The organism is Centipeda artemidis DSM 19719, assembly GCF_000426665.1.
In the GTDB taxonomy this organism is placed as follows: Bacteria; Bacillota; Negativicutes; order Selenomonadales; family Selenomonadaceae; genus Centipeda; species Centipeda artemidis.
The window spans coordinates 268,368-288,953 of sequence record NZ_AUFU01000001.1 but is presented as its reverse complement, the minus strand read 5'-3'; the positions used below and the strand labels follow the sequence as shown (position 1 = coordinate 288,953).

The 20,586-nt window shown below is 58.9% G+C and carries 15 protein-coding genes and 1 pseudogene; 11 read left to right on the top strand and 5 right to left on the bottom strand.

The annotated features are described in order from the left end of the window. The first annotated feature begins 38 nt into the window (after positions 1–38). The 4 genes and pseudogenes from mmsA to K341_RS11540 all read left to right on the top strand — a co-directional run bounded on the left by mmsA (position 39) and on the right by K341_RS11540 (position 5,496). A pseudogene (mmsA, locus tag K341_RS11545) lies at positions 39–1,597 on the top strand (multiple monosaccharide ABC transporter ATP-binding protein). A 16-nt stretch (positions 1,598–1,613) separates the two neighbouring features. Beyond that, positions 1,614–2,804 (top strand): multiple monosaccharide ABC transporter permease, encoded by a 1,191-nt coding sequence (gene mmsB / locus K341_RS0101385; protein WP_009657374.1) that lies wholly within the window; start codon positions 1,614–1,616, stop codon positions 2,802–2,804. 25 nt (positions 2,805–2,829) lie between these two features. Continuing rightward, positions 2,830–4,305, top strand: a complete 1,476-nt coding sequence (xylB, locus tag K341_RS0101380; protein ID WP_026761609.1) for a xylulokinase — start codon at positions 2,830–2,832, stop codon at positions 4,303–4,305. 282 nt (positions 4,306–4,587) lie between these two features. Further along, positions 4,588–5,496, top strand: coding sequence for an AraC family transcriptional regulator (locus K341_RS11540; protein ID WP_248676858.1), 909 nt, complete (start codon positions 4,588–4,590; stop codon positions 5,494–5,496). Between the two features lie 68 nt (positions 5,497–5,564). Here K341_RS11540 and xylA read toward each other — a convergent pair whose 3' ends face one another. Further along, a complete protein-coding gene (gene xylA, locus K341_RS0101370) occupies positions 5,565–6,893 on the bottom strand; it encodes a xylose isomerase (protein WP_026761608.1) in 1,329 nt (442 codons plus the stop codon). A 246-nt stretch (positions 6,894–7,139) separates the two neighbouring features. Between xylA and hcp the strand changes: the two genes are divergently transcribed. The 3 genes from hcp (at position 7,140) to K341_RS0101355 (ending at position 10,581) form a co-directional block, all read left to right on the top strand. Next, entirely contained in the window at positions 7,140–8,804 is a 1,665-nt protein-coding gene (gene hcp / locus K341_RS0101365) for a hydroxylamine reductase (protein ID WP_026761607.1), read from the top strand. A gap of 161 nt (positions 8,805–8,965) precedes the next feature. Further along, complete coding sequence (locus K341_RS12885; RefSeq protein ID WP_248676857.1) at positions 8,966–9,334, top strand: hypothetical protein; 369 nt, start codon at positions 8,966–8,968, stop codon at positions 9,332–9,334. Between the two features lie 500 nt (positions 9,335–9,834). Beyond that, positions 9,835–10,581: a hypothetical protein gene (locus tag K341_RS0101355; RefSeq protein ID WP_248676856.1), complete on the top strand. Its 747-nt coding sequence runs from the start codon at positions 9,835–9,837 to the stop codon at positions 10,579–10,581. Positions 10,582–10,684: 103 nt separating this feature from the next. Here K341_RS0101355 and K341_RS0101350 read toward each other — a convergent pair whose 3' ends face one another. From K341_RS0101350 to K341_RS0101335, 4 genes are read right to left on the bottom strand one after another with little or no spacing between them, the layout of a single operon-like run. Continuing rightward, a complete protein-coding gene (locus tag K341_RS0101350; protein WP_026761605.1) occupies positions 10,685–12,313 on the bottom strand; it encodes a dipeptide ABC transporter ATP-binding protein in 1,629 nt (542 codons plus the stop codon). 27 nt (positions 12,314–12,340) lie between these two features. Beyond that, positions 12,341–13,873 (bottom strand): ABC transporter substrate-binding protein, encoded by a 1,533-nt coding sequence (locus tag K341_RS0101345; protein WP_026761604.1) that lies wholly within the window; start codon positions 13,871–13,873, stop codon positions 12,341–12,343. Between the two features lie 49 nt (positions 13,874–13,922). Continuing rightward, the gene (locus K341_RS0101340) at positions 13,923–14,762 is read right to left on the bottom strand and encodes an ABC transporter permease (protein WP_037349232.1); all 840 of its coding nucleotides are present in this window, start codon (positions 14,760–14,762) and stop codon (positions 13,923–13,925) included. A gap of 4 nt (positions 14,763–14,766) precedes the next feature. After that, on the bottom strand, positions 14,767–15,693 hold the full coding sequence (locus tag K341_RS0101335) for an ABC transporter permease (protein WP_037349230.1): 927 nt from the start codon (positions 15,691–15,693) through the stop codon (positions 14,767–14,769). Positions 15,694–16,085: 392 nt separating this feature from the next. Between K341_RS0101335 and serA the strand changes: the two genes are divergently transcribed. The 4 genes from serA (at position 16,086) to deoD (ending at position 20,525) form a co-directional block, all read left to right on the top strand. Beyond that, a complete protein-coding gene (gene serA / locus K341_RS0101325) occupies positions 16,086–17,666 on the top strand; it encodes a phosphoglycerate dehydrogenase (protein ID WP_026761601.1) in 1,581 nt (526 codons plus the stop codon). 103 nt (positions 17,667–17,769) lie between these two features. Continuing rightward, entirely contained in the window at positions 17,770–18,639 is an 870-nt protein-coding gene (htpX, locus tag K341_RS0101320; protein WP_026761600.1) for a zinc metalloprotease HtpX, read from the top strand. A 123-nt stretch (positions 18,640–18,762) separates the two neighbouring features. Beyond that, positions 18,763–19,752: a UDP-glucose 4-epimerase GalE gene (gene galE, locus K341_RS0101315; RefSeq protein ID WP_026761599.1), complete on the top strand. Its 990-nt coding sequence runs from the start codon at positions 18,763–18,765 to the stop codon at positions 19,750–19,752. Between the two features lie 62 nt (positions 19,753–19,814). Further along, entirely contained in the window at positions 19,815–20,525 is a 711-nt protein-coding gene (gene deoD / locus K341_RS0101310) for a purine-nucleoside phosphorylase (RefSeq protein ID WP_026761598.1), read from the top strand. Positions 20,526–20,586 lie beyond the last annotated feature (61 nt).

Sequence of the window (20,586 nt, the reverse complement as noted above, 5' to 3'; positions counted from 1 at the left end):
TCGGATCGCAGAGGACGTTTTTTCTAGGAGGTGAAACTATGGCGGACGTACTGCTGGAAATGCAGGATATCGAGAAGGTTTTCCCGGGGGGCGTGCGCGCGCTTGATAAGGTCAACATCTCCGTGCGTGCCGGGGGGAGATCCACGCGCTCGTCGGTGAGAACGGTGCGGGGAAATCCACGCTCATGAACGTGCTGAGCGGCGTATATCCCTATGGGAGCTACGGCGGGAAAATTCTCTACGACGGGGAAGAATGCCGGTTCCGGGACATTCGCGAGAGCGAGCGTGTCGGCATCGTCATCATTCATCAGGAGCTTGCGCTTATCCCCTATCTTTCGGTGATGGAGAATATCTTCCTTGGAAATGAGCAGCAGCGGCGCGGTATCATCGACTGGGAGACGGTCTATGAACGTGCGGCAGAACTCATACGGCGCGTAGGCCTCAGCGAGTCACCGGAGATGCCGGTGAACAAGATGGGCGTCGGCAAGCAGCAGCTCGTCGAGATCGCGAAGGCGCTCGCCAAAGATGTGCGCCTCCTCATCCTCGACGAGCCGACGGCTGCACTCAATGACGACGACAGTGAAAAACTGCTGAATCTTATCTTGGAGCTGCGGCAGCGTCTCGGCATGACGGCAATCATCATCTCTCATAAGCTGAATGAGGTCACGCGCATCGCGGATAAAATCACGGTGATCCGCGACGGACGGACGATCGAGACGCTCACAAAGGGCACGGACGAGATCTCAGAGGAGCGCATCATCCGCGGCATGGTCGGGCGCGCGATCACGGATCGCTATCCCGCGCGCACGGAGCAGCATGTCGGTGAGGTCTGTCTCGAGGTGCGGGACTGGTGCGTGGATTCGCCCTACATCGCAGGGCGGCGCGTGGTGGATCGTGTGAATCTGCGCCTGCGGCGCGGTGAGGTGGTCGGCATCGCGGGGCTTATGGGTGCGGGACGGACGGAGCTGGCAATGAGCCTTTTTGGCAAGTCGTTCGGACGCAATATCACAGGAAAAATTTTTAAGGACGGCAAGGAAATCACTGTGAACAGCGTGGGCGATGCAATCGCGCACGGCATCGCCTACGTTACGGAGGATCGCAAGGGGCAGGGACTCATCCTCGGGCAGAGTATCCGCGAGAACATCAGTCTGCCGACCCTCCCGCGCCTTTCCTCACGCGGTATCATCCGCGAGGAGGAGGAGATCGGCGTCGCCGAGGACTATCTGAAGAAGCTGCGCATCAAGGCACCCGGCATCTATCAGCGCACGCGCAATCTCTCGGGCGGCAATCAGCAGAAGGTCATGCTCGCACGCTGGCTCTACGCCGATCCCGACGTGCTCATCCTCGACGAGCCGACGCGCGGCATCGACGTGGGGGCAAAATACGAGATCTACTGCGTGATCAACGAGCTGGCGGCAGCGGGCAAATGTGTGCTCGTCATCTCGTCCGAGTTGCCGGAGGTGCTCGGCGTCAGCGACCGCATCTACGTCATGAACGAAGGGCGGTTCGTGGGCGAGCTGCCTGCGGAGGAAGCCTCGCAGGAGAGCATCATGCGGTACATCATGCAGAGCAATACCCGGCGGGCAAATGCCGGATGACGGAGGAGGAATACTTATGAGCGGACAAAAAGAAGGGGCGGCGGGGATGAGCGCTGCGGGGATTTTGCAGACGGCGGTGCATAAATACGCGATGTTCATCGCGCTCGTCGTGATCGCGCTCTTTTTCCAGTGGTGTACGGACGGCGTGCTGCTCGCCCCGATGAATATCTCGAAGCTCGTCATGCAGAACAGCTACATTTTGATTCTCGCGATCGGGATGCTGCCCTGCATCCTGACGGGGGATATCGATCTTTCCGTCGGATCGGTGGTCGCCGTGATCGGCGCGGTCGCGGCGACGATGATCGTCACGATGGGGATGTCTGTGCCGCTGACGATCGCTGCGTGCATCCTGCTCGGCATCGCCATCGGCGCGTGGCAGGGCTTTTGGATCGCGTTCGTTCGCGTCCCCGCTTTCATCGTGACGCTCGCGGGGATGCTGCTCTTCCGCGGGGCGACGATGATTATTCTGGACGGCAACACGCTCTCGCCGTTCCCCGAAAGCTATCAGTTCGTCGCGCAGCGCTTCCTTGCGGACATTCCCGGCATCGGCGCGCTCCCCATGAGCACGATGCTCGTCGGCGTCCTCATCGCCGCAATCGGCATCTATCTTGTCGCAAACGGACGGCGGCAGCGCCTGCGCCACGGGATCCCCGCGGACAGTGCCGCCGTATTCACGGTGAAATGCGCGGCAATCGCGCTCGTCAGCCTCGTCGCCTGCTATTGGCTCGATCAGTTCAAGGGGCTGCCCGTCATTTTGATCCTGCTCGGCTTCCTCGTGGCACTTTATTCGTTCATTTGCAGCCGTACGGTCTTCGGACGTCACATTTATGCGGTGGGCGGCAATGAGCGTGCGGCGCAGCTCTCGGGCATCAAGACGCGGTGGGTGCGGTTCATCGTCTTTGTCAACATGGGGCTGATGGCTGCAATCGCCGGGCTTGTCTTCTCCGCGCGTCTCAATGCGGCGGCACCCTCGGCAGGCATGATGTTCGAGTTGGACGCCATCGCCGCGTGCTACATCGGCGGCGCATCCGCGAGCGGCGGCGTCGGGACGATTATCGGCGCTGTGGTCGGCGGTCTCGTCATGGGCGTACTCAACAACGGTATGTCCATCATGGGCGTCGGCATCGATTGGCAGCAGGCGATTAAGGGGCTGGTGCTCCTCGCGGCGGTTGCGTTTGACATCTACAATCAGTCGGCGAAATCGTAAGCGCCGCCATGGGAGAGGTGATGAAATGCTTTACATCGGCATCGATCTCGGCACGTCCGCATGCAAGCTGCTCCTGACAGACGAGACGGGCGATATTAAAAATATTGTGTCCCGCAGCTATCCGCTCGACTTTCCGCAGCCCGGCTGGAGCGAACAGGATCCCGCGGCATGGTGGCAGGCGGTGGAGGAGGGAATCCCTGCGCTTCTCCGCGGACATGACGGCGCGCAGGTGGCAGGCATCGGCGCGGGCGGGCAGATGCACGGCCTTGTCGTGCTCGACGCGGCGGATCGCGTGATACGCCCCGCGATTCTCTGGAACGACGGACGCACAGCGGATGAGGTCGACTATCTGAACGAGACTGTCGGCAGGGAGACGCTCAGCGCGCGTACGGCGAATATTGCCTTTGCGGGCTTTACGGCGCCAAAGCTCCTGTGGATGAAAAAGCACGAGCCGGAACTCTTTGCGCGCATCGATAAGATCATGCTGCCCAAGGACTATATCAACTATCGGCTCACGGGCGTGCACTGCACCGACCCGTCGGACGCGTCCGGAATGCTCCTCTACGATGTTCGGCGCGGCACGTGGTCGGCGGAGATGCTCGATCTCTGCGGCGTGCGGGAGACGCAGATGCCGCGGGTGTTCCCGTCCGCCGCCGCCGTCGGTACCGTGCTGCCGGAGGTCGCAGCGCGTCTCGGCATACCGGAGACAACGGTCGTCGCGGCAGGCGCGGGGGACAATGCCGCAGCCGCCGTCGGCACAGGTACGGTCGGCGAGGGCGCGTGCAATATCTCCATCGGGACATCGGGGACGATTTTCATCACGAGCAAGACGTTCGGCGTCGATCGGCACAATGCGCTGCATTCGTTTGCACACGCGGACGGCGGCTATCATCTGATGGGCGTCATGCTGAGTGCGGCGTCCTGCAACACGTGGCTCATGGAGCGCATCCTGCGCACCCGGGATTACGCAGCCGAGCAGGCGAAGATCGCCGAGGATCGGCTCGGGAACAATCCCGTGTTCTTCCTGCCGTATCTCATGGGGGAGCGCAGCCCGATCAACGATACGGACGCGCGCGCGGCGTTCGTCGGCATGTCTCTTGATACGACGCGCGCCGATCTCGTGCAGGCGATGCTCGAGGGCGTTGCATTCGGGATGCGCGACAGCCTTGCGGTGGCGCGCAGCCTCGGAATTCCCATTGTGCGGAGCAAGATCTGCGGCGGCGGGGCGAAGTCTCCGCTGTGGCGAAAAATCTTTGCCAATGTGCTCGGGATTACGCTGGATGTTCCCGCCGCGGAGGAAGGTCCCGGGATGGGGGGCGCGATGCTCGCGATGGTCGCCTGCGGCGCGTATCGCGACGTGGCGGAGGCAGCGGCGGCGATCGTGCGCGTCACGGAGACGATCGTGCCCGATCCCGCTCTTTCCGCACGTTACGATGTGCAGTATGAAAAGTACCGAAAACTCTATCCCGCGCTGAAAGAGGTGTTTCCGCAGCTGCATTGAGGTGGATTGAAGAAATGTATGAGCGGCGCTCGGGCATATTTCTTGCCGCTGCACGAAACGTCGCGCGCGGTTCCTGAATATCGCATAGAACCAGCGCCGCTGAAAACCGCTGCGGCTTTTCAATACATCGCTGCCTAGATGATTGTGCGGCGCCGCGCCGCCCCTGCGGGGGAGACGTTTCGCGGCTTCGATAACACGCCCTTCGCGCCGCACCGATGATTTCCACCGATGCGAAAGACTGTTGCGCACATATGCGGCGTCTCGCCGGGAAGGAGGGGAACTATGTCCGGTGAATACGAAGTGATTTCCTATGAACAACTCAGCGATCTGAACGTCTTTCTCGTTCGGATGCAGGAGCGTGCCACGCATCTGCATCCCGATATGGAACTCGGACTTGTGCTGGACGGCAGCATAGTGCTTGAGCGTGGCGGGGCGCGGCGTACGCTCCGCCGCGGCGATCTCTATCTCGTCAATCCGCTCGAGGCGCATTGCTTTACCTCCACCGAGGAGGGGGGCGGCGTGCTCCTCATCGCGCAGATTTCTGCGCGGCTCGTGGAGCGTATCTTCAGCGGTGCAAAGAATATCCGCTATGCCTGCGGCATTTCTCTGCGTACAGCGATGCCCCGGCAGTGTGAAGAGCTCTCCGCACTTCTGACGGAACTCGGCGGCGCTTTTTTTGCGCGACGATCGAGCTATGAGTTCCAATGCCTCGCCTGCGTGGGACGCATCTACCATCTGCTCAACACGCATCTGCCGTGGTCGTTTCTCGATACTTCGGAAGAAGTACCGCGCAGGGAGCGGGCAGACCGGATGCTTGCCGTCCTCGACTACATAGAGAAAAATTATACGCGCAAGCTCCTGCTCGGGGAGATCGCGCGCCGCGAACATCTGTCGCTGACGTATCTCTCGCATCTCTTTAAGGAGGTGCTCGGCATGTCGTTTCAGGACTATTTACGAAAAAAGCGGTTCACGCACGCGCGGCGGCTCGTGGCGGAGACGCGGCGGAGCATTCTCGACATCAGTCTTTGCTGTGGATTTTCCGACGTACGCTATCTGACGAAATTGTTCCACGAAGAGCTGGGCTGTACGCCGACGGCATACCGTAAAAAAAGCGGGTCTCCTGCAATCGGAAACCCGCCTCTGCGGTCTGTTCTGAAAATTTTTTTTCGGCGGCGGACAGCCTGCGGCTGATCGGCGCTTACTGTGCGACGAGGGCACAGACGCGCCGTCCTGCGCTGCGCGTCCGCTTCACGGCGGCGTTAGCACGCGGTGCCGAACAGTATGTTGTTCACGACGCCCTCTAGGTATTCCTGCCCCCCGGAACCGGGATCGGCGGGGGCTTTCAAAGCGGCGGCATGTGCGGCGCATTCTTCGAGCGTCGCCGTGCCGCTCTTTATTTTTGCGCCGATGCCCGTCTCGTAGCTCGCGTAGCGTTCCTTGACGAAAGCGTCGATGCGCCCGTCCTCGATGAGCGCCGCCGCCTTGATGAGCCCGAGCGCGAACGAATCCATGCCGATGATGAAGGCGGTGAACATATCCTCCGGCGTGTTGCTCGGACGGCGGTTCTTCGCGTCGAAGTTGAGACCGCCGCGCAGACCGCCCGCTTTGAGAATTTCGTACATCGCGAGCGTCGTGTCATAGACGTTGGAGGGGAACTGATCCGTGTCCCAGCCGAGCAGCATGTCGCCCTGGTTCGCGTCGACCGAACCCATCATGCCGTTCACCGCGCAGACGCGTAGCTCGTGCTGGAAGGTATGCCCTGCGAGCGTCGCATGGTTTGCCTCGATATTCATCTTGAAATCGCCGTCCAGCCCGTGCTTTTGCAGGAAGCCGATGGCGGTCGCCGCGTCGAAATCATACTGATGCTTCATCGGCTCTTTCGGTTTCGGCTCGATGTAGAAATCGCCCTTGAACCCGATGCTGCGCCCGTAGTCGCGGCTCATGCGGAAGAGCTGCGCCACGTTGTCCTGCTCAAGCGCCATATCCGTGTTGAGCAGCGTCTCATAGCCCTCGCGTCCGCCCCAAAAAACGTAGCCACGCGCGCCGAGCTTCACCGCGAGCTCAATGCCCTTTTTCGCCTGTGCCGCCGCAAAGCAGAAGACGTCCGCCGAGTTGCTGCTGCCCGCGCCGTTCATGAAGCGCGCGTTGCTGAACATGTTGGCGGTCGCCCAGAGGCACCGGATACCGGTGCCTTTTGTCTTTTCGAGGAGGTAGTCGGTCAGCTCGTCGAGGCGGCGGTTCGTCTCGTTGATGTCGGTCGGATCCTCGGGGACGATATCCGCGTCGTGGAAGCAGTAATACTTGATGCCGAGTTTCTGCATGAACTCGATGCCCGCATCCACCTTTGCCTTTGCGTGCGACATCGTGCCGGGCTGTGCGCCGAACGTCTTGTCCGCCGTGCCCGCGCCGAACATATCTACGCCCACGGCACAGAGATTGTGCCACCATGCCATTGCGAACGTGAGGTGCTCCTCCATCGTCTTGCCGAGGATCACGCGCTGCGGATCATAGTATTTGAACGCCAGACGATTTTTACTGTCTCTGCCCTCGTATTTGATCTGAGGGACATTAGGGAAAAACTCGCTCATGCTCCCACTCCTTTTCTGTTTGTCGGATAAGCGTGCCGCCGACCTGCGGCATATAACAACATTATAGGAGGGGTGCCGGGAAATTTCCTGCATAAATCGGCTGTCAAAGACGATTAGTTTGCTGTCTGTGTATAAAACTGAGAATTTCTATTGATTATTGGCGAGTAACATATGTTACATCCTTCACAATATTACCTTTGCTATAATCGCATCAAGAATTGTGTATTAGGCAAAGGAGATTTTGTTATGGATGCTAAAATGTTTTGTTATCAGTGCCAGGAGACGGCGGGCGGCAAGGGCTGCACCGTGCAGGGCGTCTGCGGCAAGAAGCCGGACGTTGCGGAGATGCAGGATCTCCTCGTCTATGTGACGAAGGGGCTCGGCGCGGTGACGACGGCGCTGCGCGCCGAGGGCAAGCCTGTCTCGGTGGAGACGAACCACCGCGTGACGATGAACCTGTTCATCACGATCACGAACGCAAACTTCGATCTCGAGGCGATTAAGGACGCCGTCGAGGAGTCGCTCGCGCTCAAGGCGGAGCTGCTTGCACAGCTCGGCGACGCGTCGAGTCTCCCCGAGGCGGCACATTGGACGGCGGCGCGCGCGGATTTTGCGGCAAAGGCAAAGACGGTCGGAATTCTCGCGACGGAGAACGAGGACGTCCGCAGCCTGCGCGAGCTGACGACATATGGGCTCAAGGGGCTCGCCGCTTATGTGGAGCACGCCAACGCGCTCGGCTATGAGAACGAGGAGATCGACGCGTTCTCGCAGCGTGCACTCGCACAGCTCCTCGACGACTCGCTCGACGGCGGCGCGCTGACGGCACTCGTCCTTGAGACGGGCAAGTGGGGCGTCGCGGGTATGGCGCTCCTCGATACGGCAAATACGAGCTCGTACGGAAATCCCGAGGTCACGAAGGTGAAGCTCGGCGTCCGCAACCGCCCCGGTATTCTCATCTCCGGGCATGATCTCAAGGATCTCGAGCGTCTCCTCGAGCAGACGAAGGGCACGGGCGTCGACGTCTACACGCACGGCGAGATGATTCCCGCGCATTATTATCCGAAGTTCAAGCAGTACGACAACCTCGTCGGCAACTACGGCAACGCATGGTGGCAGCAGAAAGAGGAGTTCGAGAAGTTCAACGGCGCGATCCTCATGACGACGAACTGCGTCGTTCCGCCGAAGGACAGCTACAAGGATCGCCTCTTTACAACAGCGGCGGTCGGCGTCGCAGGCTGTACGCACATTCCGCTCGTGAACGGCGACAAGGATTTCACGCCCGTCATTGAGTGCGCGAAGAAATGTGCACCCCCGACGGAGCTGGAGACGGGCGAGATCGTCGGCGGATTCGCGCACGAGCAGGTATTTGCCGTCGCGGACAAGGTCGTCGAGGCGGTCAAGAGTGGTGCGATTAAAAAATTCGTCGTTATGGGCGGCTGCGATGGGCGCATGAAGTCGCGCGACTACTATGGCGAGTTCGCGGAAAAACTGCCGCAGGATACGGTCATCCTCACGGCGGGCTGCGCGAAGTACAAGTATATCAAGAAGAACCTCGGCGACATCGGCGGCATCCCGCGCGTGCTCGATGCCGGACAGTGCAACGACTCCTACTCGCTCGCGCTCATCGCGCTGAAGCTCAAGGAAGTCTTCGGTCTTGAGGATATCAACGATCTGCCGATCGCATACAATATCGCGTGGTATGAACAAAAGGCGGTTATCGTTCTTCTCGCCCTGCTCCACCTCGGCGTGAAGAACATCCACCTCGGCCCCACGCTCCCCGCGTTCCTCTCCCCGAATGTAGCGAAGGTGCTCGTCGAGAACTTCGGTATCGGCGGCATCACGAACGTCGAGGACGACATGGCGATGTTCGGTATCGAAGTCGAAGAGGAACTGCGCGCCGAAGCTGTGTAATTAAATACGCTGTGTATAGAAAAAGCGTCTGCCCGATTGCGGCAGGCGCTTTTATGTATGGTATATTTTGTGATATGATAACGCTGTTAAAATATAGGAAAGGAGAACCTCATGACTGCTGAAAAGATTGTAAAGAAAATAGGGACAGTCTTCCGTGTGTTTTGGACAGAGATATGTATATTCAGTCTACCTGTCATAGTCTTTTTACTGGGGCTGGGATGTGCGGCATTTCTCTCTCTATTCAGCTCTTATATCGGCGGAATAATGCTGTTTTGCACGATTTTATTCTATCTCCTATCGCGCAGATCCGACTTCTGGATGCAGGTCTTTTTGGGGAGCGGATTTATCATGTTTATGGGAGCAGCTTCTTTTTCACCCTTATGACAGCGCTTTTTATTGATTTGGATTTTCCGCCGAACGGCGCGGAAAATTACAAGCATGTGTTGATAGGGGACTTTTTTCCGAGTGAAATCCCGGAGACAGCATACGATGTGCAGGTTTACAGTATCTCAGGATTTGGCCAGGGGTGAAACGAGGCGTATCTATCCTATCGCGATGCGCCCGAGCATATCGCGCCCTATGCGGAGATGGCACGGGAGCGGGCGCAGAAACAGTCGCGGTCGCCCTATATCAACGAAGGAATACGAGTGCCAAAGATAACGGTTGATGAGACATGCATAGATCCAAGGTTTCTTGAAGATCCATGGGCACGGTTTTTTCTCGACTATGTGCCGCATCCCGTCAAAATTGAGAGCTTAGACGAACCGTTTGTCTTTTATATTTGGGATACGAACGAGAGTTGGAACCATCCGAAGGGAAGCATAGTTGGTGTCTCTGAGGACGGCACGCATATCATCTTTTATTTGGTCGGGCCATGATGTGTGTGCGCAGAAAAATATGAAGCCTCGGATATTTATTTCATATACTTTTCTTAACAAACACTTTTTTAGATTTAATATTTGTGGTATGATAGCGGAGAGAGAAATGTGTAAGGAATTGTTGTGTGATGTTTTTGAAAAAGTGTTTATCTGTGGTGAAGCCGGGATTGCGCGTCATTTTCGAAGATTTGCGCGCATTCAATGCACCCGCTTTGCTCCTTGCGCTCGGCAGCTGCTGTACGCTGCTGCTGCATACATGGGGGTCAATCTATATCACGTGCATTATGGCCGTATGCACACTGCTCGTCTATCTTGCTGCGCGGAAATGCGGCGGGTGGGGGCAGACTTTTTTAGGTGTTGTTTTTTCCTTCTTTATGGTAGTTGTGGGGCTTGCGGCGGTTGCCATCCGATTTTTTCTCTATCCGGATTTCTCGCCGAATGGGAAGGACAGTTACACATATGTGCGGCGTGATTTTTTCCCGGAGGAGATTCCGGATACCGCCTACGACGTGCAGGTCTGGAGTCGTGTCGGATTTGGACCCGGGGAGGATGAGGCATATCTCTCATATCATGATACGAAGGCGAATATTCGCCCCTATGCGGCAATGGCGCGGGAGCGTTCGGAGATGCGTACGCGCATTCCGCGCATCAATGATTTGATCAGTGTGCCAAAGGTGTGCGTGGACGAGACGGCGGTCGTGCCGCGCTTTGAGGCGCTCCCGCTGTGGCAGCACCTCTTCATCGATTATGTGCCGCATCCGGCGGAAGTCGGTGTGCTCAAGGAGAAATTTGTCTTTTATGTGTGGGGGATGGGGGAAGATTTTAGCCATCCGCGTGCGAATATCGTCGGCATCTCGGAGGATGGGACGCATATTATCTTTTACTGGGTCGGCGGGTGAGGCATGAAGCGTGATCGCTGCGCCCCGCGTCGTTACATAAAGACAGCCCCGCATACGCTGAAACCGTATACGGGGCTGTCTTTATGTAATACGTTGCCCGGCGTCAGAGCGCCGCGCGCAGGAGATTTTTGGTATAGTCGTCCGTGGGATTTACGAGCACGTCGCTCGCCGATCCTTCCTCGACGATGCGTCCCGCCCGCATGATGAGCACGCGCGATGCGATGGAACTCACAAGCGGGAGGTCGTGCGAGATAAAGATGAGGCTCATGCCGTGTTCCTTTTGCAGATGGAGCAGGAGGGACACGATCTTTGCCTGTACGGACACGTCGAGCGCCGAGGTCGCCTCGTCGCAGAGGAGTATGTCTGGATGTACCGCCATCGCGCGCGCGATCGCGGCACGCTGGCATTCGCCGCCGCTCATCTCATGCGGATAGCGATGCGCGTAGGATGCGGGCAGTCCCACCTCGGAGAGGAGGGCTGCGACGCGTTCCTCCGTGCGGCGCCCGTCGGGACTGCACAGGCGGCAGATGGTCTCGCCGATCATGGCGCCGATCGTGCGGCGTGGGTTGAACGAGCCGGGCGCGTCCTGAAACACCATCTGCATACGCGTATAGAGTGCGCGCCGCTCTTTGCCCGATGCGCGGGTAATGTCCGTGCCGCCCAACAAAATGCGCCCGTCCGTCGCCGTATGCAGTCCCGTGAGGAGCTTTGCAACGGTTGATTTCCCGCTGCCGCTCTCTCCGACGATGCCGAGGAGTTCTTTTTGCCGCAGGGAAAACGAGATGTTATCCACCGCCTGTATATGCTCCGCGCCGTCTTTGAAATGCATGGAAACATTCTCAAAACGTAGGAGATCGGAAGCCGCATGCGCCGTATCGTGCGCGCGGGTATGTACCGCGGACGGATGCGCGGCGTGCATGTGGCACGGATCGCAGTCCGTCTCGGACGCGTCCCGCACATACATCTTCGGCACTGCTGCGAGTAGCGATTTCGTGTAGGCGTGCTGCGGATGTTCTAATACCTCGCGCACACTGCCCTGTTCGACGATGCGCCCCTTTGACATCACGGCGACGCGGTCGGCGATGTGCCGCACGACGCCGATGTTGTGCGTGATGAGGAGAATCGCCGTTCCCGTGCGATCCTTCAGCGCGCGGAGCTCGTCGAGCACTTGCAGCTGGATCGTCGCGTCGAGCGCGGATGTCGGCTCGTCCGCGAGGAGGAGCTGCGGGCGCAGGATGACGGCAAGTGCGATCGCCGCACGCTGCGCCATGCCGCCCGACAGCTCGAACGGGTAGGAGGCGAGGATGCGCCCTACGTCCGTAAAGCCCATGCCGCCGAACACTTCCTCCGCCCGCGCGCGAATCTCGGCGGCGCTGCGTTTTTCGTGTGCGCGTACTGCCTCGACAAGCTGCGCTCCAATCGTCCGCGCGGGACTGAGCGACGCGCCCGCGTATTGGAATACCATCGCAAGCTCTTCGCCGTGGAGACGGCGTTTATCCGCCGCCGAGACCATAGCCATGTCGTGTTCTGCAAAGTGCACACTGCCTGCGATGATTTCCGCCGCAAGCCCGCGCACCTGTGCGACGGACTTGAGCAGGGTCGATTTGCCGCTGCCGCTCTCTCCGACGATGCTGAGCACCTCGCCCGGACGGAGCGCCAGCCGGACATCCCGGATGACGGGGACGCCGCCGTAGCCGGCTGTGAGCCCCTCGATCCTCAGCAGTTCCTGCATGACACTCTCCTCCGGATGCTTTACAAATTACTTCTTGTCGAGATCTTTCGACACCTGATAGTAGTCGCTCGGCGAGGTCAGGAAGCCGGTGACGTTCTTCGAGATGCCGGTCAGCATATTGTTGAAGCCGATGAAGTCCATCGCGCCGTCGTCGATCGCCTGCTGCTGAATACGGTTGACGAGCGCGACACGCTTGTCAAAGTCAAACGTATTCGGGAGCTCTGCGAGCATCCCCTGTACCGCAGGGCTGTGATAGCGGCTGAAGTTTGCCGCGCCCTTCTCGCTCATCGTATCGCGCAGGAACGCGTACGGATCGCCCGTCGGCATCGTTACGACGGAGTAGAGGGACATCTCGAAATCGCCGGGTTTCAGATAGTTTGCCTTCTCGTGCGGGACGATCTCGACGTTGATGCCGATCTTCTTGAGCTGCGCCTGCATCTCCGTCGTGATGTTCTCGTTGAAGAGACGCTTGTAGACGCCCATCTGCACCGTCAGCGGCTTGCCGTTCTTCTCGACGATGCCGTCGCCGTCGCTGTCCGCGTAGCCTGCCGCGGCGAGCACAGCCTTTGCCTTCTCTGCGTCAAATGCGCGGATCTTGAGCGCGGGATCACCGAACGGCGTTGCGGCGAGGAATGCGCTGCCGGAGGCGGTCATCGCGCCCTTGAGCACGTTGTCGCCGATGGTCTTTTTGTCCACGCCGTACATGATCGCCTCGCGCACGGCGGGATCGGTCAGCTTCTCAAGGTTGAAATAGAGCTGGTAGGTGCGCGACTGCGGTGTCTTGACGAGCGTGTGCTTGTCCGACTTTGCAATCGTCTCCGCCGTCTCGGGGCTCAGATCGAGCGCGACGTCGATCTCGCCCGACTGGAGCGCCGTTGCGAGCGTGTTAAAGTCCGCAATGCGCGTGTACTCAAGACCGTCGAGCTTCACCTCGCCGCCCCAGTACGTTGCATTCTTTTCCATGACGGCGGATTTCTCCGAGTCAAATGCGGTCAGGATAAAGGGCCCCGTGCCGATGGGGGCGTTGTCGAAATCCTTTGTTCCCGCGACGTCGAGAATGACGGCGTACGGATCGCAGAGATCGTTGACGAGCGTAGCGTACGACTCTTTCGTCTTGATGGTGAGGACATTGCCCTCCGCCGTGAACACGGCGTCCTTCAGCCATGCCGCGCGGTCGTTCGTTTCGGTGGTGCGCTTCAGGGACTCGATGACTTTTTCGGCGGTCATCTTCTCGCCGTTGGAGAACGTGACGTTATCCTTCAGCGTGATGCGCCAGACCGTCGGTTCGATATTCTCCGCCTTTTCCGCGAGCCACGGCTGTGCCTTCATCTCGTTGTCCAGACGGAACAGTGTCTCGCCGACGCCGTAGCGCACGGCATACCAGCCGTTCCAGTCCTTCGCAGGATCCATCGTGCCGCTCGTGACGGCGACGGTGCCGCCGACGTGGACGATCTTTTTTCCGCCCGCTGCCGGGGCATCTGAGCCGCCGCAGCCGGCGAGAGAGACAGGCAGGGCGACCATCAGAGCCGCACACAGCGCTTTACGGAAATTGAATTTCATGTGTACCTCCTGTGTATAAAGAGACTATATATTCAACGTGCCGCTTTTCTTAACCGGCGCGTCGTTCACGCATTTTGGGATCGAGCAGATCACGCAGCAGGTCGCCGAACAGGTTAAATACCATCATCACGGCGACCATCACCGCGCTCGGGGCGAGTACCGCCCACGGCGCCTGCTGGAGATATTTTTGTCCCTCGCTGATCATCGCGCCCCACTCCGCCGCCGGGATCTTGACACCGATGCCGAGGTAGGAAAGCCCCGCGAGCCCCATCATGATGATGCTGATGTGGAGTACGGCGGTCACGACGAGCGTCCCCGCGATGTTCGGCAGGATGTGCAGGAGGAGGATGCGCATATCGCCGCATCCGCTCAGGCGCGCCGCGTGGATGTACGTCTCCTCCTTTGCCGCAATCGCTGCGCTGCGCGCAATGCGCGCGTACTGCGTCCACGTCGTTGCTACGAGCGCGAGCACGGCGTTGAAGAGCCCGCCGCCGAGGACGCCCGCCACCGCAATCGCGAGCACAATGTCGGGGAACGCCTGAAAAATGTCCGTGATACGCATGAGCAGGGCGTCCGCCCGCCCGCGATAGTAGCCGGCGAGAAGTCCGACGAGACTGCCGAGCGAAGAGGCGGCGAGCACGATAAAGAGCGCCGAGAAAATCGACGTGCGCCCGCCCGCGAGGATGCGCGAGAGAATATCCCTGCCGTAGTTGTCCGTGCCGAGGAGATGCTCTCCCGAGGGCGGCGCGAGGATGAGCTGCGGATTTGTCTCGTATGGATCGTAGGGAACGAGCTGCCCTGCAAAGAGCGCGGCGAAGAGGATGAGCGCACAGACGAGCGCGCTGATGCGAAATGCCGGCGGCAGATGTTCTATCATTGATATGCGCATGGCGTTATAGATCCTTGATTTTTGGATTGAAATAGCGGTAGGAGAGATCGGCGAGAAGATTCACGAAGAAGAATGCTAGCGCCATCCATACCACCGTTGCCTGCACGATAGGATAGTCGCGGTTGCTGATCGCCGTCATGATGAGATGCCCGATGCCCGGCCAGTTGAAGATCGTTTCTACAATGACTGTGCCGCCGAGCAGAGAGCCGACCGAGATGCCCGTCAGCGTGATCACAATGACCATGATGTTCTTGAGCACGTTGCCGAAGAGGATCTGCCGCTCGGGTATGCCGCGTGCGCGCAGACCGACGATGTAGTCCTTGTCCAGCTCGTCGAGCGCCGCCGCGCGAATCTGGCGGATGTAGCGCGAGGACATGACGATCGCGAGCGTCGCCGACGGCAGGATCATCCCGATGGGCTTTGTCGTTGCGAGCACCGGGATGAGGCCGAGCTTGAATGAGAAAATATACATGAGGACGATGGCAATAACGAAATTCGGCATTGCGTTTGTGACAAAGGTCAAGAGACGTATGCCGTAGTCGAAGCGGCTGCCCCTGAGCGCCGCGATCGAGATGCCGAGCGGCAGAGAGACGAGGAGCGTGAGCAGCATCGCCATGCCCGCCATGCGCAGCGTGTAGGGGAGGGCGGACGAGAAGGTCTTTGCGACCGGAATATCCGTGATGTAGGATTTGCCCATATCGCCCTGCACGAAATGCGTGAGCCATGTGCCGTACTGCACGAGGAACGGTTCGTCGAGCCCCATCTCCGCCCGCATCCGCGCGACGACCTCCGGATTCGCCGCCGTGCCGTCCTCCGTCAGACGTATGCTCACGGGATCGCTCGGCGCGATGTAGAGCAGTACGAACGAGAGAAGCGTGATGCCAAAAAAGACGGGAATGAACTGCAGGCATCTCCGCAGCAGTGGTTTCATCAGCACAAATCCCTCCTCCGCGTTCTTTTCGCATCCTTTTACCTATAAATGTGATAAATGAATACATAGTATATAATGTTTCTTAGAAAAAAGTCAATGGGATTGCATAATTTTATCAAAATATTTTGCTTTTATGCGAGAGTCCTTATATATTCATATGTTGTGTTCAAGGAGATGGCGATGTTTATCGCGGGCATAGAGAAGATGATGCGAAGAGCGCGGTGTGATTACGATAAATTTTTCATATGAGCCTACGAAATATCAGTATATGAACAAATAGAAATGCAACAATGGGGAGAGAGATGAAAATTTGACAAATTACTTCTATCGTCTATAATTGATGAAATGTTATTCAGCAGAGTGCGGTCATGTGCCGCAGGGAGGAACCGATGATGAAGATTTTGGCTGCCGACGGGATTTCACCCGAGGGGATCGCACTGCTCGGGGATTATGAGGTCGATGTGCGCGACAAGCTCTCGCATGAGGAGCTGCTGGACGTCATCGGCGGCTATGACGCGCTGATGGTGCGTTCGGCGTCAAAGGTGTCGGCGGACGTGATCGCGCGCGCGGAAAATCTGAAGATCATCGGCAGGGCGGGTGTCGGCGTTGACAACATCGATGTGAAGGCGGCGACCGAACGCGGCATTATCGTCATCAACTCGCCGGGCGGCAATACGATTGCGGCGACGGAGCACACGATGGCGATGATGCTCTCGATGGCGCGCAATATCCCTGCGGCGGATGAGACCATGCAGCGGGGGGAGTGGAACCGCAAGGCGTATGTCGGTGTCGAGCTGCGCGGCAAGACGCTCGGCGTCATCGGCATGGGACGCATCGGCAGCGGCGTTGCAAAGCGCGCCCTCGCCTTTGACATGAACGTCATCGCCTACGATCCCTATATCAACGAAGAGCGTGCAAAGGCGCTCGGCGTGACGGTCGGTTCGCTCGACGATATTGTAGAAAAATCCGACTTCATCACTGTCCATATGCCGCTCACGAAGGAGACGCGCGGCATGATTTCCATGAAGGAAATGCGGCGCATGAAAAAGGGGGTGCGTCTCGTCAACTGTGCGCGCGGCGGCATCATCAACGAGACAGATCTCGCTGCGGCAGTGCGCGAAGGGCTCGTTGCCGGGGCGGCGATCGACGTATTCGAAGAGGAACCAATGGCGGCGGATCATCCGCTGCGCGGTGTGCCGGGCGTCGTCCTCACGCCGCATCTCGGCGCATCAACGGTTGAGGCACAGATCGGCGTCTCCGTTGACGTTGCCGAGGGCATCCGTACCGCACTGCGCGGGGAGCCTGTGACGACGGCGGTCAACATGGCGCCCGTTTCAAAGGAAGTCATGCGCGTCATCCGCCCCTATATCACGCTCGCGGAGCGGCTCGGCTGCACGGTGTGCTCGCTTGCCGAGGGAGCGGTGACCCGTGTGGAGGTCATCTACAACGGCGAGATCACGGAGGTCAATACGAGCTTTCTCACGACGGCGATACTCAAAGGGATGCTCAATCCCATCCTCGAGAGCGAGATCAACTACGTCAACGCCCCGAGCATCGCAAAGTCGCGCGGCATCAAGGTGACGGAGGTCAAGGAGAAGGAAGCATCCGATTTCTCCACGCTCATCACTGTGCGCGCCGCGGCGGGGGATAAGGTCACGGAGGTGCAGGGAACCCTCTTCGGCACGGAGGGGCGCATTGTCCGCATCAACCGTTTCCGCGTGGATGTCGATCCGCATGCGCGCATCCTCATCTGCCCGCACATCAATCGCCCCGGTGTCATCGGCACGATCGGCTCCATCATGGGGGAGGCAGGCGTCAACATTTCCGCCATGCAGGTGGGTAAGTCCGACCGTGCGGGGACGAACATCATGGTACTCACGGTGGATCACGACATTCCCGACGAGACGCTTGCGCGTGTTGTAGCGCTCGACGGCATCTTTGATGCAAAACTGGTCAATTTCGAGTCGGTTTGACGTAGAAAGATTCCCGTGGACACAGGTATATTTCAGCCTATTTCCATAATCCTTCGCTATTATAGTCAAAAAGACAAAGTTGATTGATCAAGGAGGAATTTTTATGAACTCCCTTAAGACAACAATGCTCATGGCGCTGCTCATGGCGCTCATGGTTGCGCTCGGCGGCATATTCGCCGGGCATACGGGCATGACCGTCATGCTCGTCATTGCGCTTGGCATGAACTTCTTCTCGTATTGGTTCTCCGACCGCATGGTGCTCAGCATGTATAACGCGCAGGAGGTCGACCGGTCGAGCGCACCTGAGCTTTACGGACTGGTCGAAAAACTCGCGGGGCAGGCAGAGCTGCCGATGCCGCGCGTCTACATCATCAACGAGGACGCGCCGAACGCTTTTGCCACGGGGCGCAATCCGTCGAACGCGGCGGTCGCCGTCACGACGGGGCTGATGCGTGCGCTCGACTACAACGAGATCTCCGGCGTGCTCGGGCATGAGCTGGCGCATGTCAAGCATCGCGATATCCTCATCTCGACCGTTGCGGCAACGATGGCGACCGTCATTTCCTATGCGGCAAATATTGCCCAGTGGGCGGCGATCTTCGGCGGCGGACGCTCGAGCGACGACGACCGCGGCGGTATCATCGGGCTGATTGCCACAGCGATCATCGCGCCGATCGCGGCAGCGCTAATCCAACTGGCGATCTCACGCTCGCGCGAATACAGCGCGGATGAGACGGGCGCAGAGTTCTGCGGCAACCCGAACTACCTCGCCTCAGCGCTTGAAAAGATCGAATACTATGCGATGCACGGCGCCCCGCTTCCGGAGGCGACTCCTGCGACCGCGCACATGTGCATCATCAACCCGCTCACGGGCAGAGACATCTCCTTCAAGAGTCTCTTCTCGACACATCCGGACACGCAGGAACGCATCGCACGCCTCCACGCACAGGCGCAGCGCATGGGTGTTCGGTGAGCAGCCTGCTTATAGATGTCATATGGAATGACCATATGGCATCTTTTTTATTGCCGTATTTCCATGTGCCGCCTTGCCAACTTCGCTGCGGGACTGTAAAATAGAGCGGAAAGGAGCATGTTCATGGCTATACTGGTTTGCGGCGGTGCGGGCTACATCGGCTCTCATGCGGTGCATCAATTGATTGCGAGGGGCGAAGAGGTCGTCATTGTCGATAATCTGCAGACGGGACATCGGGGCGCGCTGCATCCGCAGGCGACGTTCTGCGAGGGGGATATTCGCGATGCGGCGGCACTTGACCGTATCTTTACGGAGCGCAGCATCGATGCGGTAATTCATTTCGCGGCAAATTCTCTGGTGGGGGAGAGCATGGAGAAGCCGCTCCTCTATTTCAACAACAATGTCTACGGGATGCAGGTGCTGCTCGAAGCGATGGTGCGGCATGGTGTGGATAAGATCGTCTTTTCTTCGACGGCGGCGGTCTACGGCGAGCCGAAGCGCGTGCCGATCCGCGAGGACGACGAGACGAATCCGACGAATGCGTACGGCGAGACGAAGCTCACCATGGAGAAGATGATGAAGTGGGTGAGCCGCGCAAGCGGCGTGCGCTATGTTTCGCTGCGCTATTTCAATGCGGCGGGGGCACTGCCGGACGGCTCGATCGGCGAGGATCACAAAACGGAGACACATCTCATTCCGCTGATTCTGCAAGTGCCGACGGGCAGACGCGATCATATCACGGTCTATGGCGACGACTATCCGACGCCGGACGGCACCTGTCTGCGCGACTACATTCACGTCGTTGATCTCGCGGATGCGCATATGCGTGCGCTTGACTATCTGCGGCGCGGCGGGGAGAGCGACATTTTTAACCTCGGGAGCGGCAGCGGCTTCTCGGTGAAGGAGATGATCGCCGCGGCGGAAAAGGCGACGGGGAGGACGATCGCTGTGGAGATCGGCGCGCGCCGTGCGGGCGATCCGGCGCAGCTCATCGCGTCGAGCGAGAAGGCGCGTACGGTGCTCGGCTGGCAGCCGCAGTTCACAGATGTGGAAGAGGTCATCGGCACGGCATGGCGGTGGCACGCCGCGCATCCGCACGGGTATGAGGACTAAAGGAACGTGAAAGAGCTTTTGATAGGAATATGGCATTTACCAAATTGTAAAGGAGCATTTTTATGAGTACACCGCATATTGCCGCCGCCCCCGGAGAGATCGCAGAGCGCATTCTGCTGCCCGGCGATCCGCTGCGCGCGAAGTTCATCGCGGAGCATTTTCTTGAGGGCGCACAGGAGTATACCTCTATCCGCAACATCCTCGGTTATACGGGGATATATCGCGGCATGCGTGTCTCTGTGCAGGGGACGGGCATGGGGATGCCGTCAATCTCCATTTATGTCAATGAGCTGATGGAGCACTACGGCGTGCAGACGCTCATTCGTGTCGGCACCTGCGGCGGAATGCACGAGCGTGTGAAGCTGCGCGACGTGCTCATCGCGCAGGGGGCGACGACGGACTCGTCGATGATCCGCAACATCTTCGGCGGGAGCATCAACTATGCACCGCTCGCAGACTATGATCTGCTTGCCGCGGCGGTGGCACATGCAAAGAAGCTGCGTCTCTCCGTACGCGTCGGCAATGTGATTTCGGTCGATCGGTTCTACGATGAGGAGATCGACAATGAGAAGCTGCGCAAATACGGTGTTCTGGCGGTCGAGATGGAGGCCGCGGCCCTCTACACGCTCGCAGCGAAGTTCGGGCGGCGGGCGCTGGCACTCTTTACGGTCAGCGATCATCTCGTGACGGGTGAGCGCTGCACGGCGGAGGAGCGGCAGACGACATTCGAGGATATGATCAGGATCGCGCTCGAGACGGCAGTCGGGGAATAGCGGTTGCATATTTTATGCAGTTCGGATAAAATAGAACATGGGATGATAGCTTCATAGAAGA

Excerpts from the sequence above, each read along its gene's own strand:
- mmsB (WP_009657374.1), top strand. The coding sequence starts at position 1,614 with ATGAGCGGACAAAAAGAAGGGGCGGCGGGGATGAGCGCTGCGGGGATT.
- xylB (WP_026761609.1), top strand. The coding sequence starts at position 2,830 with ATGCTTTACATCGGCATCGATCTCGGCACGTCCGCATGCAAGCTGCTC.
- K341_RS11540 (WP_248676858.1), top strand. The coding sequence starts at position 4,588 with ATGTCCGGTGAATACGAAGTGATTTCCTATGAACAACTCAGCGATCTG.
- xylA (WP_026761608.1), bottom strand. The coding sequence starts at position 6,893 with ATGAGCGAGTTTTTCCCTAATGTCCCTCAGATCAAATACGAGGGCAGA.
- hcp (WP_026761607.1), top strand. The coding sequence starts at position 7,140 with ATGGATGCTAAAATGTTTTGTTATCAGTGCCAGGAGACGGCGGGCGGC.
- K341_RS0101350 (WP_026761605.1), bottom strand. The coding sequence starts at position 12,313 with ATGCAGGAACTGCTGAGGATCGAGGGGCTCACAGCCGGCTACGGCGGC.
- K341_RS0101345 (WP_026761604.1), bottom strand. The coding sequence starts at position 13,873 with ATGAAATTCAATTTCCGTAAAGCGCTGTGTGCGGCTCTGATGGTCGCC.
- K341_RS0101340 (WP_037349232.1), bottom strand. The coding sequence starts at position 14,762 with ATGCGCATATCAATGATAGAACATCTGCCGCCGGCATTTCGCATCAGC.
- K341_RS0101335 (WP_037349230.1), bottom strand. The coding sequence starts at position 15,693 with ATGAAACCACTGCTGCGGAGATGCCTGCAGTTCATTCCCGTCTTTTTT.
- serA (WP_026761601.1), top strand. The coding sequence starts at position 16,086 with ATGAAGATTTTGGCTGCCGACGGGATTTCACCCGAGGGGATCGCACTG.
- htpX (WP_026761600.1), top strand. The coding sequence starts at position 17,770 with ATGAACTCCCTTAAGACAACAATGCTCATGGCGCTGCTCATGGCGCTC.
- galE (WP_026761599.1), top strand. The coding sequence starts at position 18,763 with ATGGCTATACTGGTTTGCGGCGGTGCGGGCTACATCGGCTCTCATGCG.
- deoD (WP_026761598.1), top strand. The coding sequence starts at position 19,815 with ATGAGTACACCGCATATTGCCGCCGCCCCCGGAGAGATCGCAGAGCGC.